Origin of the sequence: Streptomyces sp. NPDC047525, from assembly GCF_040643025.1 — a bacterium.
In the GTDB taxonomy this organism is placed as follows: Bacteria; Actinomycetota; Actinomycetes; order Streptomycetales; family Streptomycetaceae; genus Streptomyces; species Streptomyces durmitorensis.
On the sequence record NZ_JBEYTL010000014.1, the window covers coordinates 155,264 to 172,656 of the forward strand.

Sequence of the window (17,393 nt, forward strand, 5' to 3'; positions counted from 1 at the left end):
AAGCCATGGCCAAGCAGAACGTCGCCGAACAGTTCGTCGACATCCTTCACCGCGCCGGTGTGCGCCGCATGTACGGGGTCGTGGGCGACAGCCTGAACCCGGTCGTGGACGCGATCAGGCGCACCAAGGGCATGGACTGGGTGCAGGTCAGGCACGAGGAGACGGCCGCCTTCGCGGCGGGCGCCGAGGCCCAGATCACCGGCAGCCTCGCCGTCTGCGCCGGTTCCTGCGGCCCCGGCAACCTCCACCTGATCAACGGCCTCTACGACGCCCACCGCTCCATGGCGCCCGTCCTCGCCCTGGCCTCGCACATCCCGTCGAGCGAGATCGGCCTCGGGTTCTTCCAGGAGACCCACCCCGACCGGCTCTTCCAGGACTGCAGTCACTACAGCGAGATGATCTCCAACCCGAAGCAGATGCCGAGGCTGCTCCAGACCGCCATCCAGCACGCGATCGGGCAGTCCGGCGTCAGCGTCGTCACCCTGCCCGGAGACATCGCCGACCAGCCCGCCCCGGACAAGTCCCCCGAGAGTGCCCTCGTCACCTCGCGGCCCACCGTGCGCCCCGGCGACACGGAGATCGACAAGCTCGCCGCGATGATCGACGAGGCCGACAAGGTCACCCTCTTCTGCGGCAGCGGCACGGCCGGCGCGCACGCCGAGGTCATGGAGTTCGCCGAGAAGATCAAGTCCCCGGTGGGCCACGCCCTGCGCGGCAAGGAATGGATTCAGTACGACAACCCGTACGACGTCGGCATGAGCGGGCTCCTCGGCTACGGCGCCGCGTACGAGGCCACGCACGAGTGCGACCTCCTCATCCTCCTGGGCACCGACTTCCCGTACAACGCCTTCCTGCCCGACGACGTCAAGATCGCCCAGGTCGACGTGCGGCCCGAGCGCCTCGGCCGCCGCTCCAAGCTGGACCTCGCCGTCTGGGGCGACGTACGCGAGACCCTGCGCTGTCTCACCCCGCGCGTCACGCCCAAGACCAACCGCAAGTTCCTCGACAAGATGCTCAAGAAGCACGCGGACGCGCTCGAAGGCGTCATCAAGGCCTATACGCGCAAGGTCGAGAAGCACATCCCGATCCACCCCGAGTACGTGGCGTCCGTGGTCGACGAACTCGCCGCCGACGACGCCGTGTTCACCGTCGACACGGGCATGTGCAACGTCTGGGCGGCCCGCTATCTCTCCCCGAACGGCAAGCGCCGCATCATCGGCTCCTTCAGCCACGGCTCGATGGCCAACGCCCTGCCGCAGGCGATCGGCGCCCAGTTCACCGACCGGGGGCGCCAGGTCGTCTCCATGTCGGGCGACGGCGGGTTCTCCATGCTGATGGGTGACTTCCTCACCCTCGTCCAGTACGACCTGCCGGTGAAGGTCGTCCTCTTCAACAACTCCTCCCTGGGCATGGTCGAGTTGGAGATGCTGGTCGCCGGGCTCCCTTCGTTCGGCACGGCCAACCACAACCCCGACTTCGCCGCCGTGGCCCGCGCCGCCGGTGCCTACGGCGTGCGGGTCGAGAAGCCCAAGCAGCTCGTGGGCGCCCTGAAGGACGCCTTCGCGCACAAGGGGCCCGCCCTCGTCGACATCGTGACGGACCCCAACGCCCTCTCCATCCCGCCCAAGATCAGCTCCGACATGGTGACCGGCTTCGCGCTCTCCGCCAGCAAGATCGTCCTGGACGGCGGAGTCGGCCGGATGGTCCAGATGGCACGCTCCAACCTGCGGAACGTGCCCCGCCCCTGACGCCAGGTCAGGCAGGCCGCAGACGCAGCGTCAGGATCTGGAACGGACGCAGCGCGAGCACGAGCCCCGCGTCGTCGGTGTGGGCCGGTTCGAGCGGACGCTCCAGGAGATCGGTCACCTCGGCCGCGCTCACCGCGAACGACGTGGTGAGCGCGGCCGCCGCGCGCCCGCCCCGGGACTCGTAGAGACGCACCACGACATCGCCGCTCCCGTCGTCCGCGAGCTTCACCGACTCCACGGTCACCGCCGGGTTGTCGACGCTCACCAGGGAGGGCAGGACGGGCGCGGCGGCGACCCGCAGCGGCAGGTTCAGCGCGAGCCCCTCCGCGACGGCGTCGCCCGTCGTGGCGCCGGGCAGCAGCGCGTACGTGAACCGGTGCACGCCCAGGTCCGTCTCCGGGTCCGGGCTGTGCGGGGCGCGAAGCAGCGTGAGCCGCACGGTGGTGCCGAGACCGTCGCCGTGCGGCGCGCGCGTCACGTCATGGCCGTACGTCGAGTCGTTGAGCACCGCCACGCCGTACGCCTCCTCGGCGACCCGCAGCCACCGGTGCGCGCAGATCTCGAAACGGGCCGCGTCCCAGCCGGTGTTGGCGTGCGTGGAGCGGTGCACATGCCCGAACTGGATCTCGGCGGCGGACCGTTCGGCGTGCACGTCCAGGGGGAAGGCGGCCTTGAGCACCTTCTCCGACTCCTGCCAGTCCACCTCCGTGACGACGTCGATGCGACGGCTGCCCGCCGCGAGGCGGATCTCCTGGGTGATCCGGGAATTCCCGAAGACCCGCACCACGCGGACGGCGACCCGCAGCGGCCCGTCCTCGACCAGCTCCACGGACTCGGCGTCCGTGAGGTCGGTGTGCGTGTTGCGGTAGTGCTTGTCGAGGTCCCACGCGTCGTAGTGCGTGGGGTGGTCGGGGTGCAGCTGGAGGAGGTTGCCGCGCGCGCCGGGGGACAGGACCTCCCGCTGTGCGTCGACGTCGTGCACGGAGGTCAGCAGACCGTCCGCGTCGATGGCGACGCGCAGGTGCTCGTTCAGGAGCTGGATCTCGCCGTCGGCGAGCAGGGCGGTCGCCCCGGTGTCCCGTGTGTACGAGGCTGCCTCTTCGAGACTCTTGCTCCCCAGGGCCGGGACATCGACGTGCACCAGGGTGCCGTCGTCGGCCGTGACGACCTCACTGCGCGCGTACGGCGACGCGTTGAGCGCGGCGGGTCCACCCGGGCCGAGGGAACGGACCGCCGCTGCAGTGATCTCATCGAGCTCGGCGAGCACGCGCTCGTACGTGTCGCGGGCCTCGCGGTGCACCCAGGCGATCGACGACCCCGGCAGGATGTCGTGGAACTGGTGCAGGAGAACGGTCTTCCAGAGCCGGTCGAGGGTCGAGTACGGGTAGACGTAAGCGGGGTCGCGCACCGCGGCGGCGGCGCACCACAACTCGGCTTCGCGCAGGGCGTGTTCGGTGCGGCGGTTGCCGCGCTTGGTGGCCGCCTGCGTCGTGTACGTCGCGCGGTGCAGCTCCAGGTAGAGCTCGCCGGACCAGACAGGCGCCTGCGCCCCGTACTCCTCCTCGGCGGCGGCGAAGAACGCCGAAGGACGCTCGATCTCGACGCGCGGCGAACCCTCCAGGGAGCGCAACCGCCGTGCCTTCTCCAGCATTTCGCGGGTCGGGCCGCCGCCTCCGTCGCCCCAGCCGAACGGCACGAGGGAGCGGGACGCGCGGCCCTTCTCGGTGAAGTTCTTCTCCGCGTGCGCGAGTTCGGCGCCATGGATCTGGGAGTTGTAGGTGTCCACCGGAGGGAAGTGCGTGAAGACGCGCGTGCCGTCGATGCCCTCCCACCAGAAGGTGTGGTGCGGCATCTTGTTGGACTGGTTCCAGCTCAGCTTCTGGGTGAGGAACCAGCGGACGCCCGCGAGCTTCGCCAGCTGCGGGAACGCCGCCGTGTAGCCGAAGGAGTCCGGCAGCCAGATCTCCTCCGTCTCGACCCCGAGCTCCTCGCGGAAGAAGCGCATCCCGTGCGTGATCTGCCGGGCCAGGGCCTCGCCGCCCGGCATGTTGGCGTCCGACTCGACCCACATGGAGCCCACCGGCGACCAGTTCCCGTCCGCGACGGCCTTCTTGATGCGCTCCCAGATGTGCGGCTGGTGCTCCTTGACCCAGGCGTACTGCTGGGCCTGTGAGCAGGCGAAGACCAGCTCGGGATAGTCCTGGGCGAGGGCCGTCACATTGGCAAAGGTGCGGGAAGCCTTGCGCACCGTCTCGCGCAGGGGCCACAGCCAGGCCGAGTCGATATGGGCGTGCCCGGTGGCCGAGACGCGGTGCGCGCTGGCGTGGGCGGGGCTCGCGAGGACCTCCGTCAGCTCGGCGCGGGCCGCCGCCGCGGTGCCCGAGACGTCGTGCAGATCGAGCGCGTCGAGCGCCCTCTCCAGGGCGCGCAGGATCTCGTGGCGCCGCGGACGGGCGGCGTCCAGTTCGTACATCAGCTCCGAAAGGACCTCGATGTCCAGTGTCAACTGCCATACGTCCTCGTCCAGTACGGCGAGATCGGCAGACGCGAATCGGTAGATGGGGCGATCGCCCGCGGTCAGTACGTCGCCCAGGGGCGTGGGTTCGAAATCGTGCAGAACGGCCGGGTTGGCGGCCGCCTCCAGGAGGAGGTGCACCGGCTCGCCGCCCTGTGCGGAGGACGCCACGGGGATGTGCCGGTTGCGGGGGTGAATGCCCTTGATGGGCACGCCCGCGGCGTCGTACACGAGCCCCTCCGCCTGGAAGCCGGGACCGTCACCGGTGAAGCCGGGGTCGACGACCACCTCGACATGGCGCCCGCGCCAGGAATCGGGCACCTGACCGCGCAGCCGGAACCAACTGGTTGACCAGGGTTTTCCCCACTCGGTGCCCGTCTCGAAGGGTTCGTACGAGGCGTCGATGGCCTCGGCGACGGGGACGGGTTCGCCCGGCGCGTGCCAGACGGAGAGGGAGAGCGGCACACGGTCCGCGTACTGGGCGGGGCGGATGAACTGCCGCAGGGCGCGCTCCAGGCGTCCCTCCACCAGCAGTCGGTCGTCGTGCACGGCGGCTCCTCGGAAAGCTCGGGCGGGCCCGGTGCGGCGCGGTCGGGTCCGGTCGGGATCATGCGGAAACGGTCCACCGCTTCACTTCCCCGTCGCGCTCGGGCGCACCCACTCCGAACGTTGATGAATGGACATGAGTGCCGCCAACCGGGTGGGGAATGCATTCCGTGAGCGTGTTCGAGCAGGAAGGAACTGACTCGTTTTGTGGGCGGGGGTCATGACAAGGCAGGTAAGAGGGGGCGGTCCCATTCATCTCGGGACTTCTTCGCCGAAAGCAAGGGACGAGCCGACCGACAAGAAGCCGGACGAGCTCCATCGGGCTCAACTCCGGCGCAGATTGGGGCGATCCGACCTGCGGGCGGTGCCTGAAGTGAGGGGTGCGCTGCGCGAACTGCTCCGGTCCTGGGGGAGGCCCGGAAGATCCGAGATAGCCGAGTTGCTGACCAGCGAACTGGTCACGAACGCACTGGTGCACACCGACCGGGACGCCGTCCTGACGGCGACCCTTCGGCCCGGCAGGCTGCGGGTCGAGGTCAGGGACTTCGTGGGACGCCGACCGAAGCTGTGCGTGACGAACGCCGACTTCAGCACGCACGGCCGTGGCCTGATGCTCGTGCAGTCACTCGCCGACGCGTGGGGTGTGCGGGCGCACGGGGTCGGGAAGGTGGTGTGGTTCGAACTGGACGGCGGCCCGGCCTGAGCCGCGCCGCCGTCCAACTCCCGTCCTGCGCTGCTGACATCAGCCGAACTGTTGCTCCAGATCCTTGAGCTTCTGCTCCAGGGAGTCGAGCCGTGGCAGCGTCTGGGTGTCGTCCTCGGCGGTGAGGTCGACGGTGACGGGTTCAGAGCCGTTCTTCACGGCCTGGAGGGAGGGACGGGAGCGCAGCGGCAGTTGTTCCTGCGGCTGCGCCGCTATGGCAGGGTCCGCGCCGACTTGCGCGGACCCGGCGGCCGGCGCGACCGCCGGCAGGTCGACCTGCCGGCCCTGGCCACGGCCGGGGAGGCTGCGGTGGCCACGGCTGATCGCCTTGAGCTGCGCACGCTCCAGCTTCTCCCGGTCCCGCCTGGTGATCCGGGTGCGCTCCTTCTCGCGCCGGTCCTCGCGGACCTCCTCGACCGCCTCGTCCAGGGTGCGTACGCCTTCGAGGAGCATCAGCGACCAGGCGCCGAAGGTCTCCCGGGGCGCGCGCAGCCACCGCACGATCCGGATCTGCGGCAACGGCCTGGGCACCAGGCCCTGTTCGCGCAGTGCCGCGCGGCGGGTCTGCTTCAGCGCGCGGTCGAAGAGCACCGCCGCCGACAGCGACATCCCGGCGAAGAACTGCGGGGCACCCGCGTGGCCGAGGCCCCTGGGCGCGTGCACCCAGTTGAACCACGCCGCCGCGCCCGCGAACGTCCACACCAGGAGCCGTGAGCCGAGGGCCGCGTCACCGTGGCTCGCCTCGCGCACCGCGAGCACGGAGCAGAACATCGCCGCGCCGTCGAGCCCGAACGGGACCAGGTACTCCCAGCCGCCGGTGAGGTTGAGGTTCTGGCGGCCGAAGCCGACCAGGCCGTGGAAGGAGAGTGCGGCGGCGACCGCCGCACAGCAGAACAGCAGAACGTACGAGGCCGTTCCATAGACGGCTTCCTTGCGCCTGCGGCGCTCCTCGCTGCGTTCCCAGGTGTCGTCGCTGGAGGCACTGGCGGCCGCCTTCTGGCCGGCGCGCTTGCCGCGTGCGAGTACCGCCACCGCCACCAGCATGCCCAGGAGCAGGACGCCACCCGGAAGCAGCCAGTCCAGCGATATGTCGGTCAGTCTCATCTGGGGTCCCTTGCGTCGCGGTAGGGCGTTCGGGCGCAATAGTGACCCAATCCCGACGGCCCCCAGAGGGGTTTCGGGGCAAGAGAACGCCAAGGGGGGTGCAAAGGGGTGCGGCGCGCGCCGTTTTGCTCGAACTCAAGGCCCGGCAGGGGGAGTTGAGTTCGATTAAACGAACACGAAAGGGTGGTTCAAGGGGGAGGGGTTGCGGTTTCGGCGGGGAGAGGGACCCCGGTCAGGCCGCCGCGGCGGCACTGAGGCGCTCGACGCGCTCCGCGTCACAGGTGCGCGGGCAGGTCACACAGGTGTCCTCGGGGCGCAGCGTGTAGAACATGCAGCAGCTCGCGCGGTCACGCGTCGGCAGGGACTCGCCGTTCGGCCCCCGCAGCTCACGGAAGCCCGCCGTCCCCACGTACGGCTTGGTGGCGCCCGGAAGCAGCCGTTCGAGCTCGGCCGTGGCGCGCTGCTCCTCGCCGAGGAGATGGGCGATGTACCAGAGTCCCTCGACGATCTCGTCCGTCGCGACGCTCCACAGGGCGCGCGAGCGGCGCCGCATCCGGGGTCCGAAGGCGTCGAGGAGCGGTCCCAGATGCTCGGCGACGGCGGCCCGCACCTCCCCGCGCAGCGCCTCCTCGTCCGGCACGACGCGGGCGCCGGGCAGCGAGGCGGCCGGGTCGTCGGGCAGGCAGGCGAAGCCCGTGCTGCGGACGGCCAGGCGGCCCAGGGTGCGCTGGAAGGAGACGTTCTGTACGGGATAGCGGGGCACGCGGCGGTGCAGGAACCACGGCATGGTGATCAGGAGGGTGGCCGGCCAGGCGTAGCGGTGCAGCGCGAAGCTGGCGATGACGTCCGGACGCCCCGCCTGCCCGTAGTCCTTCAGCACCTGTGACTCGTCCCACGCCATGAAAGCGTCGAGGTCGGCCCCGCCCTCCGCGAGCCGGGAGGCGGTGACCCAGCCGCCGCCCTGTGGGGCCTGTTCCTCGTTGCCGAGCTCGGTCACGCGCAGTCCGGGGAACACCTCGGTGAGGCGTGCGTAGGCGTCCGCGAGGGCGCTCGGGGCGCGCTTGGCCAGGGTGGGAACGGACATAGGGGGACCACCGAATCGCGATCGATTGCAGGTAAGCCTAACCTTACCCGGAATGATCGAGGTTTCAACTGCGGGGCTGTCCGCCTATGGTGCCTCTCGTACCTTTCGGACCGAGCGGACTTTGGGGTGGACCTCGTGGAGCAGGCCAGAGCGCATGACGCGTACCGCCTCGCCGTCCGTGTGCCGGAGCAGGTGCGGGCCTCGTCGGCCCCGGCCCCGGCGTCGCCCCCGGCCCGTGGTGAGCACACCCACGGGGAGGCGGCGGGAGCGGCGGTGCCCGCACCCCGCAAGACGGTGCAGCGGAACTCGGTCCGCGGACAGATCCTGGACGCCCTGCGGGCCGCGCTCGTCGGGGGCGACCTCGCGCCGGGCGAGGTGTACTCGGCGCCCGTGCTCGGCGAGCGCTTCGGGGTCTCGGCGACTCCCGTGCGCGAGGCGATGCAGCAGCTGGCCATCGAGGGAGCGGTGGAGGTCGTGCCGAACCGCGGCTTCCGTGTCACCGAGCGGAGCGCGCGCGAGCTGGGGGAGCTCGCGGAGGTGCGGGCGCTGATCGAGGTGCCGGTGATGCTGCGCCTGGCCCGTACGGTGCCCGCGGCGCGGTGGTGCGAGCTGCGGCCGCTGGCCGAGGCGAGTGCGGTGGCGGCGGCGGGCGGGGACCTGGCCCGGTACGCGGAGGCGGACCGGGCGTTTCACGGGGCGGTGCTCGGCCTTTCGGGCAATCAGCAGCTGGTGCAGGTGGCGGATGACTTGCACCGCCGGTCGCAGTGGCCCCTCGTGAGCGGCCCCGTCCATGCCCGCCGCGCGGACCTCGTCGCCGACGCGGCGGAACACATGGCTCTCCTGGAGGCGTTGGTTGCCCAGGACCTGACTGTCGTCCAGTCCCTGGTGCGGGAGCACTTTGCGGGGGCGGGGGGCTAGGTTCGGGCGGTCCCTGCGGGGCTTTCCCCAAGCCCGCCCCTTCCCGAAACTGGGGCTCCGCCCCAGACCCCGTACAAGATGGCCTCAAACGCCGGCCGGGCTGAGATAGCCCGTCCGGCGATTGAGGTCAGTGCTCCTGCCTCAAGCCGCCGGCGCCGGCGGCGACAACTGCTGCGCCAGCCACGACGGCACCCCGCCCATCAACCGGAACAGCCGCGCCGCCTCGGCCCGGAGGCGCCCCGCCTCAGGCTCCGGCTCGGCATCGGCCAAAGCCGCGAGCGCAGGCGCCGTACCCACCAGATACCCCAGCTCCTCCCGGATCCGCAGCGACTCCGCGAACCCGTGCCGCGCCTCCGCCAACTCGCCCTCCCTCAGGGCCAGTCCGGCCAGGTGGCGCCAGGTGAAGGAGAGCAGCAGGGGATCCGAGTGCGCCGTCGCCCCCGCATGCGCCCGCCGGTAGGCGGCCCGCGCCGCCTGGGGCGAGTCCGCGATGTGCTCGGCGATCAGACCCCGGCGGAAGTCGAGGAGAGGCCGCCCCGAAGCATTCGGGGCAAGCAGTGCCGCAGCCCGCCCCAGCGCCGTACGCGCCTCGTCCGCCCGGTCCCGCACGGCGAGCACCGTGGACGCGTACGCCAGCTGACCGCGCTCGCACGCCGCGGCCCCGCGGTCGTCGTCCTCCACGGCCTGCGCCTCCGCCGTACGCAGTCCGTCCTCCGCCTCGGCCCAGCCCTCTCCCGTGAACAGGCACCGCTCCACCAGGAGCGATGTTCTCTGGAGCGCTGCCGCGGGCCCCTCTCGTGAGGCGAGCAGCGCGGCCGCGTCGGTCCAGCAGCCGCGCGAGCGCAGCCGCCATACCGCGGTCTGGAGTGGATCGTCCCCTGCAGTCGTTCCGGAACCAGACATGGCGGTATGCGCCACGTTGCCCTCCCCGAGCACGCCATTGAGCTGTTGAGTCGTGGGCGCATCTCAGCATGGATCGGCGCACCCGGCCAAGGGGCTGGGTGAAAGAATTCACAAAGGGCGGACCATGAAAGGGGTTTGACCGAGGCCGCTCGCGTCAGCTCATCCGCAGTGCCAGGAAGAAATCGAGCTTGTCCTCGAGCCGCGAAAGGTCACGACCCGTCAACTGCTCGATACGGCCCACCCGGTAGCGCAGCGTGTTGACGTGCAGGTGGAGACGGGCCGCGCACCGCGTCCACGAACCGTCGCAGTCGAGGAACGCCTCGAGGGTCGGAATGAGCTCCGCCCGGTGGCGCCGGTCGTAGTCCCGCAGCGGGTCAAGCAGCCGGGCCGTGAACGCCCGGCGCACGTCGTCCGGGACGAAGGGCAGCAGCAGGACGTGCGAGGCCAGCTCCTGGTGGCCCGCCGCGCAGACCCGCCCCGGACGCGCCGCCGCGACCCGGCGGGCGTGCCGCGCCTCCTCCAGGGCGCCGCGCAGACCCTCCGCCGAGTGCACGGACGCGCTGACGCCGAGCGTGAGGCGTCCGTCGCCGTCGAGGCCCGCGGAGAGCGGGTCGCGGACGGACTCCAGGAGGGAGTCGGCCAGCAGGCCCGTCTCCGAGCCGTCGTGCTCCGCGGAGACGGCGGGCAGCGGTACGAGCGCGATCGCCTCGTCACCCGTATGGGCCACCGCGATGCGGTCGGACGGTTCGGGGCCCGACGAGAGGGGGTCGACGAGAATCTCTTCCAGGAGGGACTGGGCCACGGGGCCGCCCTCGATCTCGCCGCCGTCCCACTCGACGCGGGCCACCACGACCTGCCAGTGCGGTGCCGCGCCCAGGCCCGGAAGGAGCACGGGCGCGGCGACCCGCAGGCGCGCCGCGATCTCCGCAGGGGCCGCGCCCGTCTGGACCAGTTCGAGGACCTCCTGGGCCAGCCTGCGCCGCACCGTGCGGGCGGCATCGCGCCGGTCGCGCTCCACCGCGATCAGCTGGGTGACCCCCTGCAGCAGGTCGAGCCGCTCCTCGGGCCAGTCGCCGGCGTCCGCCTCGACCGCCAGGAGCCAGTCCGAGAGGACCGTCTCGCGTACGTCACGCAGGGCCGCCGTGCTCGCCGCGGTCGCGGCGGAAGCCGAACCGCGCCCACTGCTCCGGATGGGGAACAGGGAGTACGCCGTGCCGTCCACCTGGACCCGGTGCGGGCCACGGCGCCCCGTGCGGGCGGCGGCCAGGTGCTCGGCCGCCAGGCGCGCGCACACCGCCGTGGGGAGGGCGGGGCCCGCCGCGCTCGACCCGGCGATGGCGCGGCCCGCGGGGGACAGGACCCAGGCCCGCAGGTCCAGGTCGGTGCCGAGCAGGTCGAGGACGACGTCGGGGCCGCCGCCCGTCGGGCCCGAGGTCATCAGGCGGCGGTGCCGGTCGACGACGGCCGCCAGATCACCGGCCCGCTCGCCGGAGACCTGCCGGACGACGTGCTCGGTGATCGTCGCGAAGGCGACCCGCTCGTTCACGGCGAACAGGGGCAGGCGGTGCCGCGCGCAGGCCTCGACGATGTCGTCGGGGATGTCGCCGAGCTCGGCCTCGCCCGCGGCGAGGGCCGCCACCCCGGCGCTCGCGAGGAGGCGTACGAAGGGTTCCGTGTCCGAGGCGTCGCGGCGCCAGGCGAGGCCCGTCAGGACCAGCTCGCCGCCCGCGAGGTAGCGGCTGGGGTCGCGCAGGTCCGTGGTCATCACACCGCGCACGGTGCGGTCGAGCTCTTCCTCACCGCCGAGCAGCCGCAGGCCCAGCGCGTCGGTGTCAAGGAGTGCGCGCAGCCGCATGGTGGTCGCCGCCGATCTTGTCTCGAATGGGATGTACAGACAGTCCAGGTCTGTCGACTCTCCGTCGACCCGGGCCCCCGTGTCCTGGGGTGCCTCCGGTTTCCAGGGGGATTCCGCGAGGTTGCTGAGGCCCGTTCTTCATACGAATCTACAAGACGCGCACCTTGGCCAGCCAACTCCTTCATGGTTTCGGTGACTGACCGCAGTGGACGGCGGGGCGGTGTACTTGCCCCACTCCGCGTTAACAGCACATGAACGAGCAGTCGAGGGACGAATGGCCCGAGTGGCCGGAACGAAGTCCCCCGAAGCGAATGACCCACGAAGAAGAAGAGAGCCTCATGGACTTCCTTCGCCCCGCCAGCTGGGAGGAGGCGCTCGCCGCAAAGGCCGAGCACCCCACCGCTGTGCCGATTGCGGGTGGCACCGATGTGATGGTCGAGATCAACTTCGACCACCGTCGTCCCGAGTACCTGCTTGACCTCAACCGCGTCGCCGAGCTGAGCGAGTGGTCGGTGGGCGAGGAGACGGTCCAGCTGGGCGCCTCGGTTCCCTACACCACGATCATGGAGGAGCTGCGCACCGAGCTCCCCGGGCTAGCGCTCGCCTCGCACACGGTCGCCTCCCCGCAGATCCGCAACCGCGGCGGCGTCGGCGGCAACCTCGGCACGGCGTCCCCGGCCGGTGACGCCCACCCGGCGCTGCTCGCCGCCGACTGCGAGGTCGAGGTGGAGTCCGTACGCGGCTCGCGCCTCATCCCGATCGACGACTTCTACACTGGTGTCAAGCGCAACGCGCTCGCCGCCGACGAGCTGATCAAGTCCGTCCACATCAAGAAGGCGGACGGCCCGCAGCAGTACTCGAAGGTCGGCACCCGCAACGCGATGGTCATCGCCGTGTGCGCCTTCGGCATCGCCCTGCACCCCGAGACCCGGACCGTACGGACCGGCATCGGTTCCGCCGCCCCGACCCCGATCCGGGCGAAGGCCGCCGAGGAGTTCCTCAACGCGGCGCTCGAAGAAGGCGGCTTCTGGGACAGCAAGAAGATCATCACCCCCTCGATCGCCAAGCAGTTCGCGGAGCTCGCCTCCGGTGCCGCCAACCCGATCGACGACGTCCGTGGCACGGCGAACTACCGCCGGCACGCCGTGGGCATCATGGCCCGCCGCACGCTCGGCTGGACCTGGGAGTCGTACCGCGGCAACGGCCGCAGCACTGAGGGAGTCGCATAATGCGCGTGAACTTCACGGTCAACGGCCGTCAGCAGGAAGCCGACGACGTCTGGGAGGGCGAGTCCCTTCTCTACGTCCTGCGTGAGCGCATGGGGCTCCCGGGCTCCAAGAACGCCTGTGAGCAGGGCGAGTGCGGTTCGTGCACCGTCCGTCTCGACGGCGTGCCGGTGTGCTCGTGCCTGGTCGCCGCCGGTCAGGTCCAGGGCCGAGAGGTCGTCACCGTCGAAGGCCTCGCGGACTACGCCAAGCACCGCGAGGACTCCCACCCCGGCGGCGCCTGCGGCTCCGTCTGCGGCGGCACCAGCCTCCAGGAGGCCCGCCAGTGGCAGGCCAAGGGAACGGACGGCCAGACCGGTGAGGGCGGCGAACTCTCCCCGATCCAGCAGGCGTTCATCGACGCCGGCGCCGTCCAGTGCGGTTTTTGCACCCCCGGTCTCCTCGTCGCGGCCGACGAGCTGCTCGAGCGCAACGACTCGCCGTCGGACGCCGACATCCGCGAGGCGCTCTCCGGCAACCTCTGCCGCTGCACCGGTTACGAGAAGATCCTGGACGCGGTCCGCCTGGCGGCCGCCCGTCAGGAAGAGACGGTCTGATCATGGCTGGAACCAAGACCACCACGGGCGCGCCCACCGACGTCACCCAGAAGCACAACAAGGGCGGCATCGGCGAGTCCACGCTCCGCCCGGACGGCACCCTGAAGGTCACCGGCGAGTTCGCCTACTCCTCGGACATGTGGCACGAGGACATGCTCTGGGGCCAGACGCTCCGCAGCACCGTGGCGCACGCCGAGATCGTCTCGATCGACACCGTCGAAGCGCTCAAGACGCCCGGCGTCTACGCCGTCCTGACGTACGACGACCTGCCGGCCGAGATGAAGAACTACGGCCTGGAGATCCAGGACACCCCGGTGCTCGCGCACGGCAAGGTACGTCACCACGGTGAGCCGGTCGCCCTCGTGGCCGCCGACCACCCGGAGACCGCCCGCCGTGCCGCCGCGAAGATCGTGGTCGAGTACAAGGAACTGCCCGTCATCACCGACGAGGCCTCGGCGACCGCTCCGGACGCCGTCCTCGTCCACGAGGGCCGCAGCGACGAGTACATCGAGCACGTCCCGCACCCCAACATCGTGCACAACCAGCCGATCGTCCGGGGCAACGCCGAAGAGGCCGCCAAGAAGGCCGACTTCGTCGTCAAGGGCGAGTACACCTTCGGCATGCAGGACCAGGCCTTCCTCGGCCCGGAGTCCGGCCTCGCCGTACCGGCCGAGGACGGCGGCGTCGACCTGTACGTCGCCACCCAGTGGCTGCACTCCGACCTCGAACAGATCGCCCCGGTCCTCGGTCTTCCCGAGGACAAGGTGCGCATGACGCTCTCCGGCGTCGGCGGCGCGTTCGGCGGCCGTGAAGACATCTCGATGCAGATCCACGCCTGCCTCCTGGCGCTGCGCACCGGCAAGCCGGTAAAGATCGTCTACAACCGCTTCGAGTCCTTCTTCGGCCACGTGCACCGCCACCCGGCGAAGCTCTACTACGAGCACGGCGCCACCAAGGACGGCAAGCTCACGCACATGAAGTGCAAGATCGTCCTGGACGGCGGCGCCTACGCGTCGGCCTCCCCGGCGGTCGTGGGCAACGCCTCGTCCCTGTCCGTCGGTCCGTACGTGATCGAGGACGTCGACATCGAGGCGATCGCCCTCTACTCCAACAACCCGCCGTGCGGCGCGATGCGCGGATTCGGCGCCGTCCAGGCCTGCTTCGCCTACGAGGCCCAGATGGACAAGCTCGCCGACAAGGTGGGCATGGACCGGGTCGAGTTCCGCCAGCTCAACGCCATGTCGCAGGGCACGCTCCTGCCGACCGGACAGCCGGTCGACTCGCCTGCCCCGGTCGCCGAGATCCTGCGCCGCGTCAAGGCCCGCCCGCTGCCGCCCGAGCGCCAGTGGGAGTCCAGCGAGGGCGCGGACGTCCGCGCACTGCCCGGCGGACTCTCCAACACCACGCACGGCGAAGGCGTCGTCCGCGGCGTCGGCTACGCGGTCGGCATCAAGAACGTCGGCTTCTCCGAGGGCTTCGACGACTACTCCACCGCCAAGGTGCGCATGGAGGTCATCAACGGCGAGCCGGTCGCCACCGTGCACACCGCGATGGCGGAGGTCGGCCAGGGCGGCATCACCGTCCACGCGCAGATCGCCCGCACCGAACTCGGCGTCCAGCAGGTGACCATCCACCCCGCCGACACCCAGGTGGGCAGCGCCGGTTCGACGTCCGCGTCCCGTCAGACGTACGTCACCGGTGGCGCGGTCAAGAACTCCTGCGAGCTCGTCCGCGAGAAGGTCCTGGAGATCGGCCGCCGCAAGTTCGGCTCGTACCACCCCGCGTGGGCCACCGCCGAACTCCTCCTGGAGGGCGGCAAGGTCGTCACCGACGGCGGCGAGGCCCTCGCGGACCTGGCCGAGCTGCTCGAAGGCGAGAGCGTCGAGGTCGAGGCCGAGTGGCGGCACCGTCCGACCGTGGCCTTCGACAAGAAGACCGGTCAGGGCAACGGCCACGTCCAGTACTCGTTCGCCGCGCACCGCGCGGTCGTCGAGGTGGACACCGAGCTGGGCCTGGTCAAGGTCATCGAGCTCGCCACGGCCCAGGACGTCGGCAAGGCGCTGAACCCGCTCTCCGTGGTCGGCCAGATCCAGGGTGGTACCACCCAGGGCCTGGGCGTCGCGGTGATGGAGGAGATCATCGTCGACCCGAAGACCGCGAAGGTGCGCAACCCCTCCTTCACGGACTACCTCATCCCGACCATCCTCGACACGCCGACCATCCCTGTCGACGTGCTCGAACTGGCTGACCCGAACGCGCCCTACGGCCTCCGTGGCATGGGCGAGGCCCCGACCCTCTCGTCCACCCCGGCCGTCCTCGCGGCGATCCGCAACGCGACGGGTCTGGAGCTGAACAGGACGCCGGTACGACCCGAGCACCTCACCGGCACCTGATCCCACGATCTCTCCGGGCGGCGCGTGCCTCCCGCGGAACGTCACACTTCCTGTCGCCCGCGCCGCCCGGAGAACACCAGTACCGCTGCCGCACCGCTCGCGGTCAGCGCAGTACCGAAGCAGTACCGACGCAGCACCCACGCTCTTCGGAGCCCCAGTTCGTCTCGGGCCGTCCCCCGGGTCGTGCAGCCAAACGCACCATCCCAAATCCCGCAGTCTCCACAGGCCCGACCCTTTATGAAACAGCCTGTTGCGGGTGCCCCTTTGAACCTTGGGAGTTAGGCACCATGACCCAGCAGTCAACGGAGCCGAAGACCACGGCAGAGGACGCGGGCAACGGCTCACGCGTCCCGGCCGGCAGGTCCTGGCTCGACCGGTATTTCCACATAACCCACAGAGGATCGACGGTCGGTCGGGAGGTGCGTGGCGGCATCACCACCTTCATGGCGATGGCCTACATCATCCTTCTGAACCCCGTGATCCTCTCGGTGCCCGATGCCACGGGACACCGGCTCGACGGTGATCAGCTGACCACCGCCACCGTCTTCGCGGCGGCCGCCACCACCATCGTCATGGGCATCCTCGGCAATGTGCCCCTCGCCCTCGCGGCGGGACTCGGTGTCTCCGCCGTCATGGCCTTCCAGGTCGCCCCGGAGATGACCTGGGGCAACGCGATGGCGATGTGCATCATCTATGGCGTCATCATCATCCTGCTGGTCCTGACCGGTCTGCGGACCCTGATCATGGACGCGATTCCCCTGGCGCTGAAGCACGCCATCACCATGGGCATCGGCATGTTCGTCACGCTGATCGGCCTGGTCCAGGCGGGCTTCGTCACCTCCATGCCGTCCAAGCACGGCGACGTGGGGTCGAAGCCGATCCAGATGGGCATCGACGACAAGCTGATGGGCTGGCCCGTCCTCTGCTTCGCCGTCACCGTCCTGCTGATCTTCCTGCTCCAGGTCCGCAAGGTCCCGGGCGCGATCCTCATCGGCATCGTCGGCGGCACCGTCTTCGCCGCGATCGTCAACCAGGTCGCGGGCATGAGCGAGAAGGACTGGGGCCTGAACGCCCCGGAGCTGAGCGGCTCCGTGGTCTCCTCGCCCGACTTCGGCCTCTTCGGCGAGGTGTCCTTCAGCGGGATCGGCGACATCGGCGGCATCACCGTGGGTGTCATCGTCTTCACCCTGGTCCTCGCCGGCTTCTTCGACGCCATGGGCACCATCATCGGCATCGGCCAGCAGGCCAACCTCGCCGACAAGGACGGCAAGATGCCGGGTCTGAACAAGGCCCTGGCGATCGACGGTGCGGGTGGCGTCGTCGGCGGTTTCGCCGGTGCCTCCGGCCAGACCGTCTTCGTCGAGTCCACCGCGGGCGTCGGCGACGGCGCGCGCACCGGCTTCGCCAGCGTGGTCACCGGCCTCGCCTTCGCGCTGTGCCTCTTCTTCACCCCGCTCGCGCAGCTCATCCCGACGCAGGTCGCCGCCGCCGCGCTCGTCGTCATCGGCGCGATGATGCTGAGCAACGCCCGGCACATCGACTGGACCGACCAGGCCACCGCCATTCCGGTGTTCCTGACCACCGTCCTGATGCCGTTCACGTACTCCATCACGGTGGGTATCGCGGCCGGTGTCATCGCCCACGTCCTGATCAAGGCCGCCCAGGGCAAGGTCCGTGAGATCGGCTGGCTGATGTGGGTGCTCGCGCTCGTGTTCCTCGCCTTCTTCGCGCTCCATCCGATCGAGAACTGGATGGGCGTCAAGTAGCCGCTCATCCTGTAACCACACACCCGTAAGGAGACG

Annotated in this window: 12 protein-coding genes; 7 read left to right on the forward strand and 5 right to left on the reverse strand. The window is 70.5% G+C overall.

All coding sequences use genetic code 11. The features are described 5' to 3' along the window. Positions 1-5: 5 nt before the first annotated feature. Complete coding sequence (locus tag ABZ833_RS33180) at positions 6-1,748, forward strand: pyruvate dehydrogenase (RefSeq protein ID WP_361054484.1); 1,743 nt, start codon at positions 6-8, stop codon at positions 1,746-1,748. Positions 1,749-1,755: 7 nt separating this feature from the next. On the opposite strand, the gene ABZ833_RS33185 is transcribed toward ABZ833_RS33180, so the two are convergent. Then, entirely contained in the window at positions 1,756-4,812 is a 3,057-nt protein-coding gene (locus tag ABZ833_RS33185) for a glycoside hydrolase family 38 C-terminal domain-containing protein (protein ID WP_361054487.1), read from the reverse strand. 217 nt (positions 4,813-5,029) lie between these two features. Here ABZ833_RS33185 and ABZ833_RS33190 point away from each other — a divergent pair, with 217 nt between their 5' ends. Beyond that, complete coding sequence (locus tag ABZ833_RS33190; protein WP_361054490.1) at positions 5,030-5,512, forward strand: ATP-binding protein; 483 nt, start codon at positions 5,030-5,032, stop codon at positions 5,510-5,512. Between the two features lie 39 nt (positions 5,513-5,551). Here ABZ833_RS33190 and ABZ833_RS33195 read toward each other — a convergent pair whose 3' ends face one another. Continuing rightward, the gene (locus ABZ833_RS33195) at positions 5,552-6,616 is read right to left on the reverse strand and encodes a DUF2637 domain-containing protein (RefSeq protein WP_361054493.1); all 1,065 of its coding nucleotides are present in this window, start codon (positions 6,614-6,616) and stop codon (positions 5,552-5,554) included. Positions 6,617-6,848: 232 nt separating this feature from the next. After that, on the reverse strand, positions 6,849-7,700 hold the full coding sequence (locus ABZ833_RS33200; protein ID WP_361054496.1) for a (2Fe-2S)-binding protein: 852 nt from the start codon (positions 7,698-7,700) through the stop codon (positions 6,849-6,851). A 180-nt stretch (positions 7,701-7,880) separates the two neighbouring features. On the opposite strand from ABZ833_RS33200, the gene ABZ833_RS33205 reads away from it, so the two are divergent. Further along, positions 7,881-8,618 carry a GntR family transcriptional regulator gene (locus ABZ833_RS33205; RefSeq protein ID WP_361054638.1) on the forward strand — a complete coding sequence of 246 codons (738 nt, stop codon included), beginning with the start codon at positions 7,881-7,883 and terminating at the stop codon, positions 8,616-8,618. Between the two features lie 141 nt (positions 8,619-8,759). Here the strand turns inward: ABZ833_RS33205 and ABZ833_RS33210 are convergent, their stop codons facing one another. Both ABZ833_RS33210 and ABZ833_RS33215 read right to left on the reverse strand, forming a co-directional pair. Then, positions 8,760-9,521: a hypothetical protein gene (locus ABZ833_RS33210; protein WP_361054499.1), complete on the reverse strand. Its 762-nt coding sequence runs from the start codon at positions 9,519-9,521 to the stop codon at positions 8,760-8,762. A gap of 154 nt (positions 9,522-9,675) precedes the next feature. After that, positions 9,676-11,376: a PucR family transcriptional regulator ligand-binding domain-containing protein gene (locus ABZ833_RS33215; protein WP_361054502.1), complete on the reverse strand. Its 1,701-nt coding sequence runs from the start codon at positions 11,374-11,376 to the stop codon at positions 9,676-9,678. 338 nt (positions 11,377-11,714) lie between these two features. Between ABZ833_RS33215 and ABZ833_RS33220 the strand changes: the two genes are divergently transcribed. The 4 genes from ABZ833_RS33220 (at position 11,715) to ABZ833_RS33235 (ending at position 17,357) form a co-directional block, all read left to right on the forward strand. Continuing rightward, positions 11,715-12,605 (forward strand): FAD binding domain-containing protein, encoded by an 891-nt coding sequence (locus ABZ833_RS33220; RefSeq protein WP_361054505.1) that lies wholly within the window; start codon positions 11,715-11,717, stop codon positions 12,603-12,605. After that, positions 12,605-13,198 carry a (2Fe-2S)-binding protein gene (locus ABZ833_RS33225; RefSeq protein WP_249586978.1) on the forward strand — a complete coding sequence of 198 codons (594 nt, stop codon included), beginning with the start codon at positions 12,605-12,607 and terminating at the stop codon, positions 13,196-13,198. The genes ABZ833_RS33220 and ABZ833_RS33225 overlap by 1 nt, the downstream gene beginning before the upstream one ends. Positions 13,199-13,200: 2 nt before the next feature. Continuing rightward, complete coding sequence (locus ABZ833_RS33230; RefSeq protein WP_361054509.1) at positions 13,201-15,591, forward strand: molybdopterin cofactor-binding domain-containing protein; 2,391 nt, start codon at positions 13,201-13,203, stop codon at positions 15,589-15,591. A gap of 287 nt (positions 15,592-15,878) precedes the next feature. Next, a complete protein-coding gene (locus tag ABZ833_RS33235; protein ID WP_361054511.1) occupies positions 15,879-17,357 on the forward strand; it encodes an NCS2 family permease in 1,479 nt (492 codons plus the stop codon). Positions 17,358-17,393: the final 36 nt, after the last annotated feature.

Coding starts and splice junctions, on each gene's coding strand:
- ABZ833_RS33200 (WP_361054496.1), bottom strand. CDS start 7,700: ATGTCCGTTCCCACCCTGGCCAAGCGCGCCCCGAGCGCCCTCGCGGAC.
- ABZ833_RS33195 (WP_361054493.1), bottom strand. CDS start 6,616: ATGAGACTGACCGACATATCGCTGGACTGGCTGCTTCCGGGTGGCGTC.
- ABZ833_RS33215 (WP_361054502.1), bottom strand. CDS start 11,376: ATGCGGCTGCGCGCACTCCTTGACACCGACGCGCTGGGCCTGCGGCTG.
- ABZ833_RS33235 (WP_361054511.1), top strand. CDS start 15,879: ATGACCCAGCAGTCAACGGAGCCGAAGACCACGGCAGAGGACGCGGGC.
- ABZ833_RS33180 (WP_361054484.1), top strand. CDS start 6: ATGGCCAAGCAGAACGTCGCCGAACAGTTCGTCGACATCCTTCACCGC.
- ABZ833_RS33220 (WP_361054505.1), top strand. CDS start 11,715: ATGGACTTCCTTCGCCCCGCCAGCTGGGAGGAGGCGCTCGCCGCAAAG.
- ABZ833_RS33230 (WP_361054509.1), top strand. CDS start 13,201: ATGGCTGGAACCAAGACCACCACGGGCGCGCCCACCGACGTCACCCAG.
- ABZ833_RS33225 (WP_249586978.1), top strand. CDS start 12,605: ATGCGCGTGAACTTCACGGTCAACGGCCGTCAGCAGGAAGCCGACGAC.
- ABZ833_RS33190 (WP_361054490.1), top strand. CDS start 5,030: ATGACAAGGCAGGTAAGAGGGGGCGGTCCCATTCATCTCGGGACTTCT.
- ABZ833_RS33210 (WP_361054499.1), bottom strand. CDS start 9,521: ATGTCTGGTTCCGGAACGACTGCAGGGGACGATCCACTCCAGACCGCG.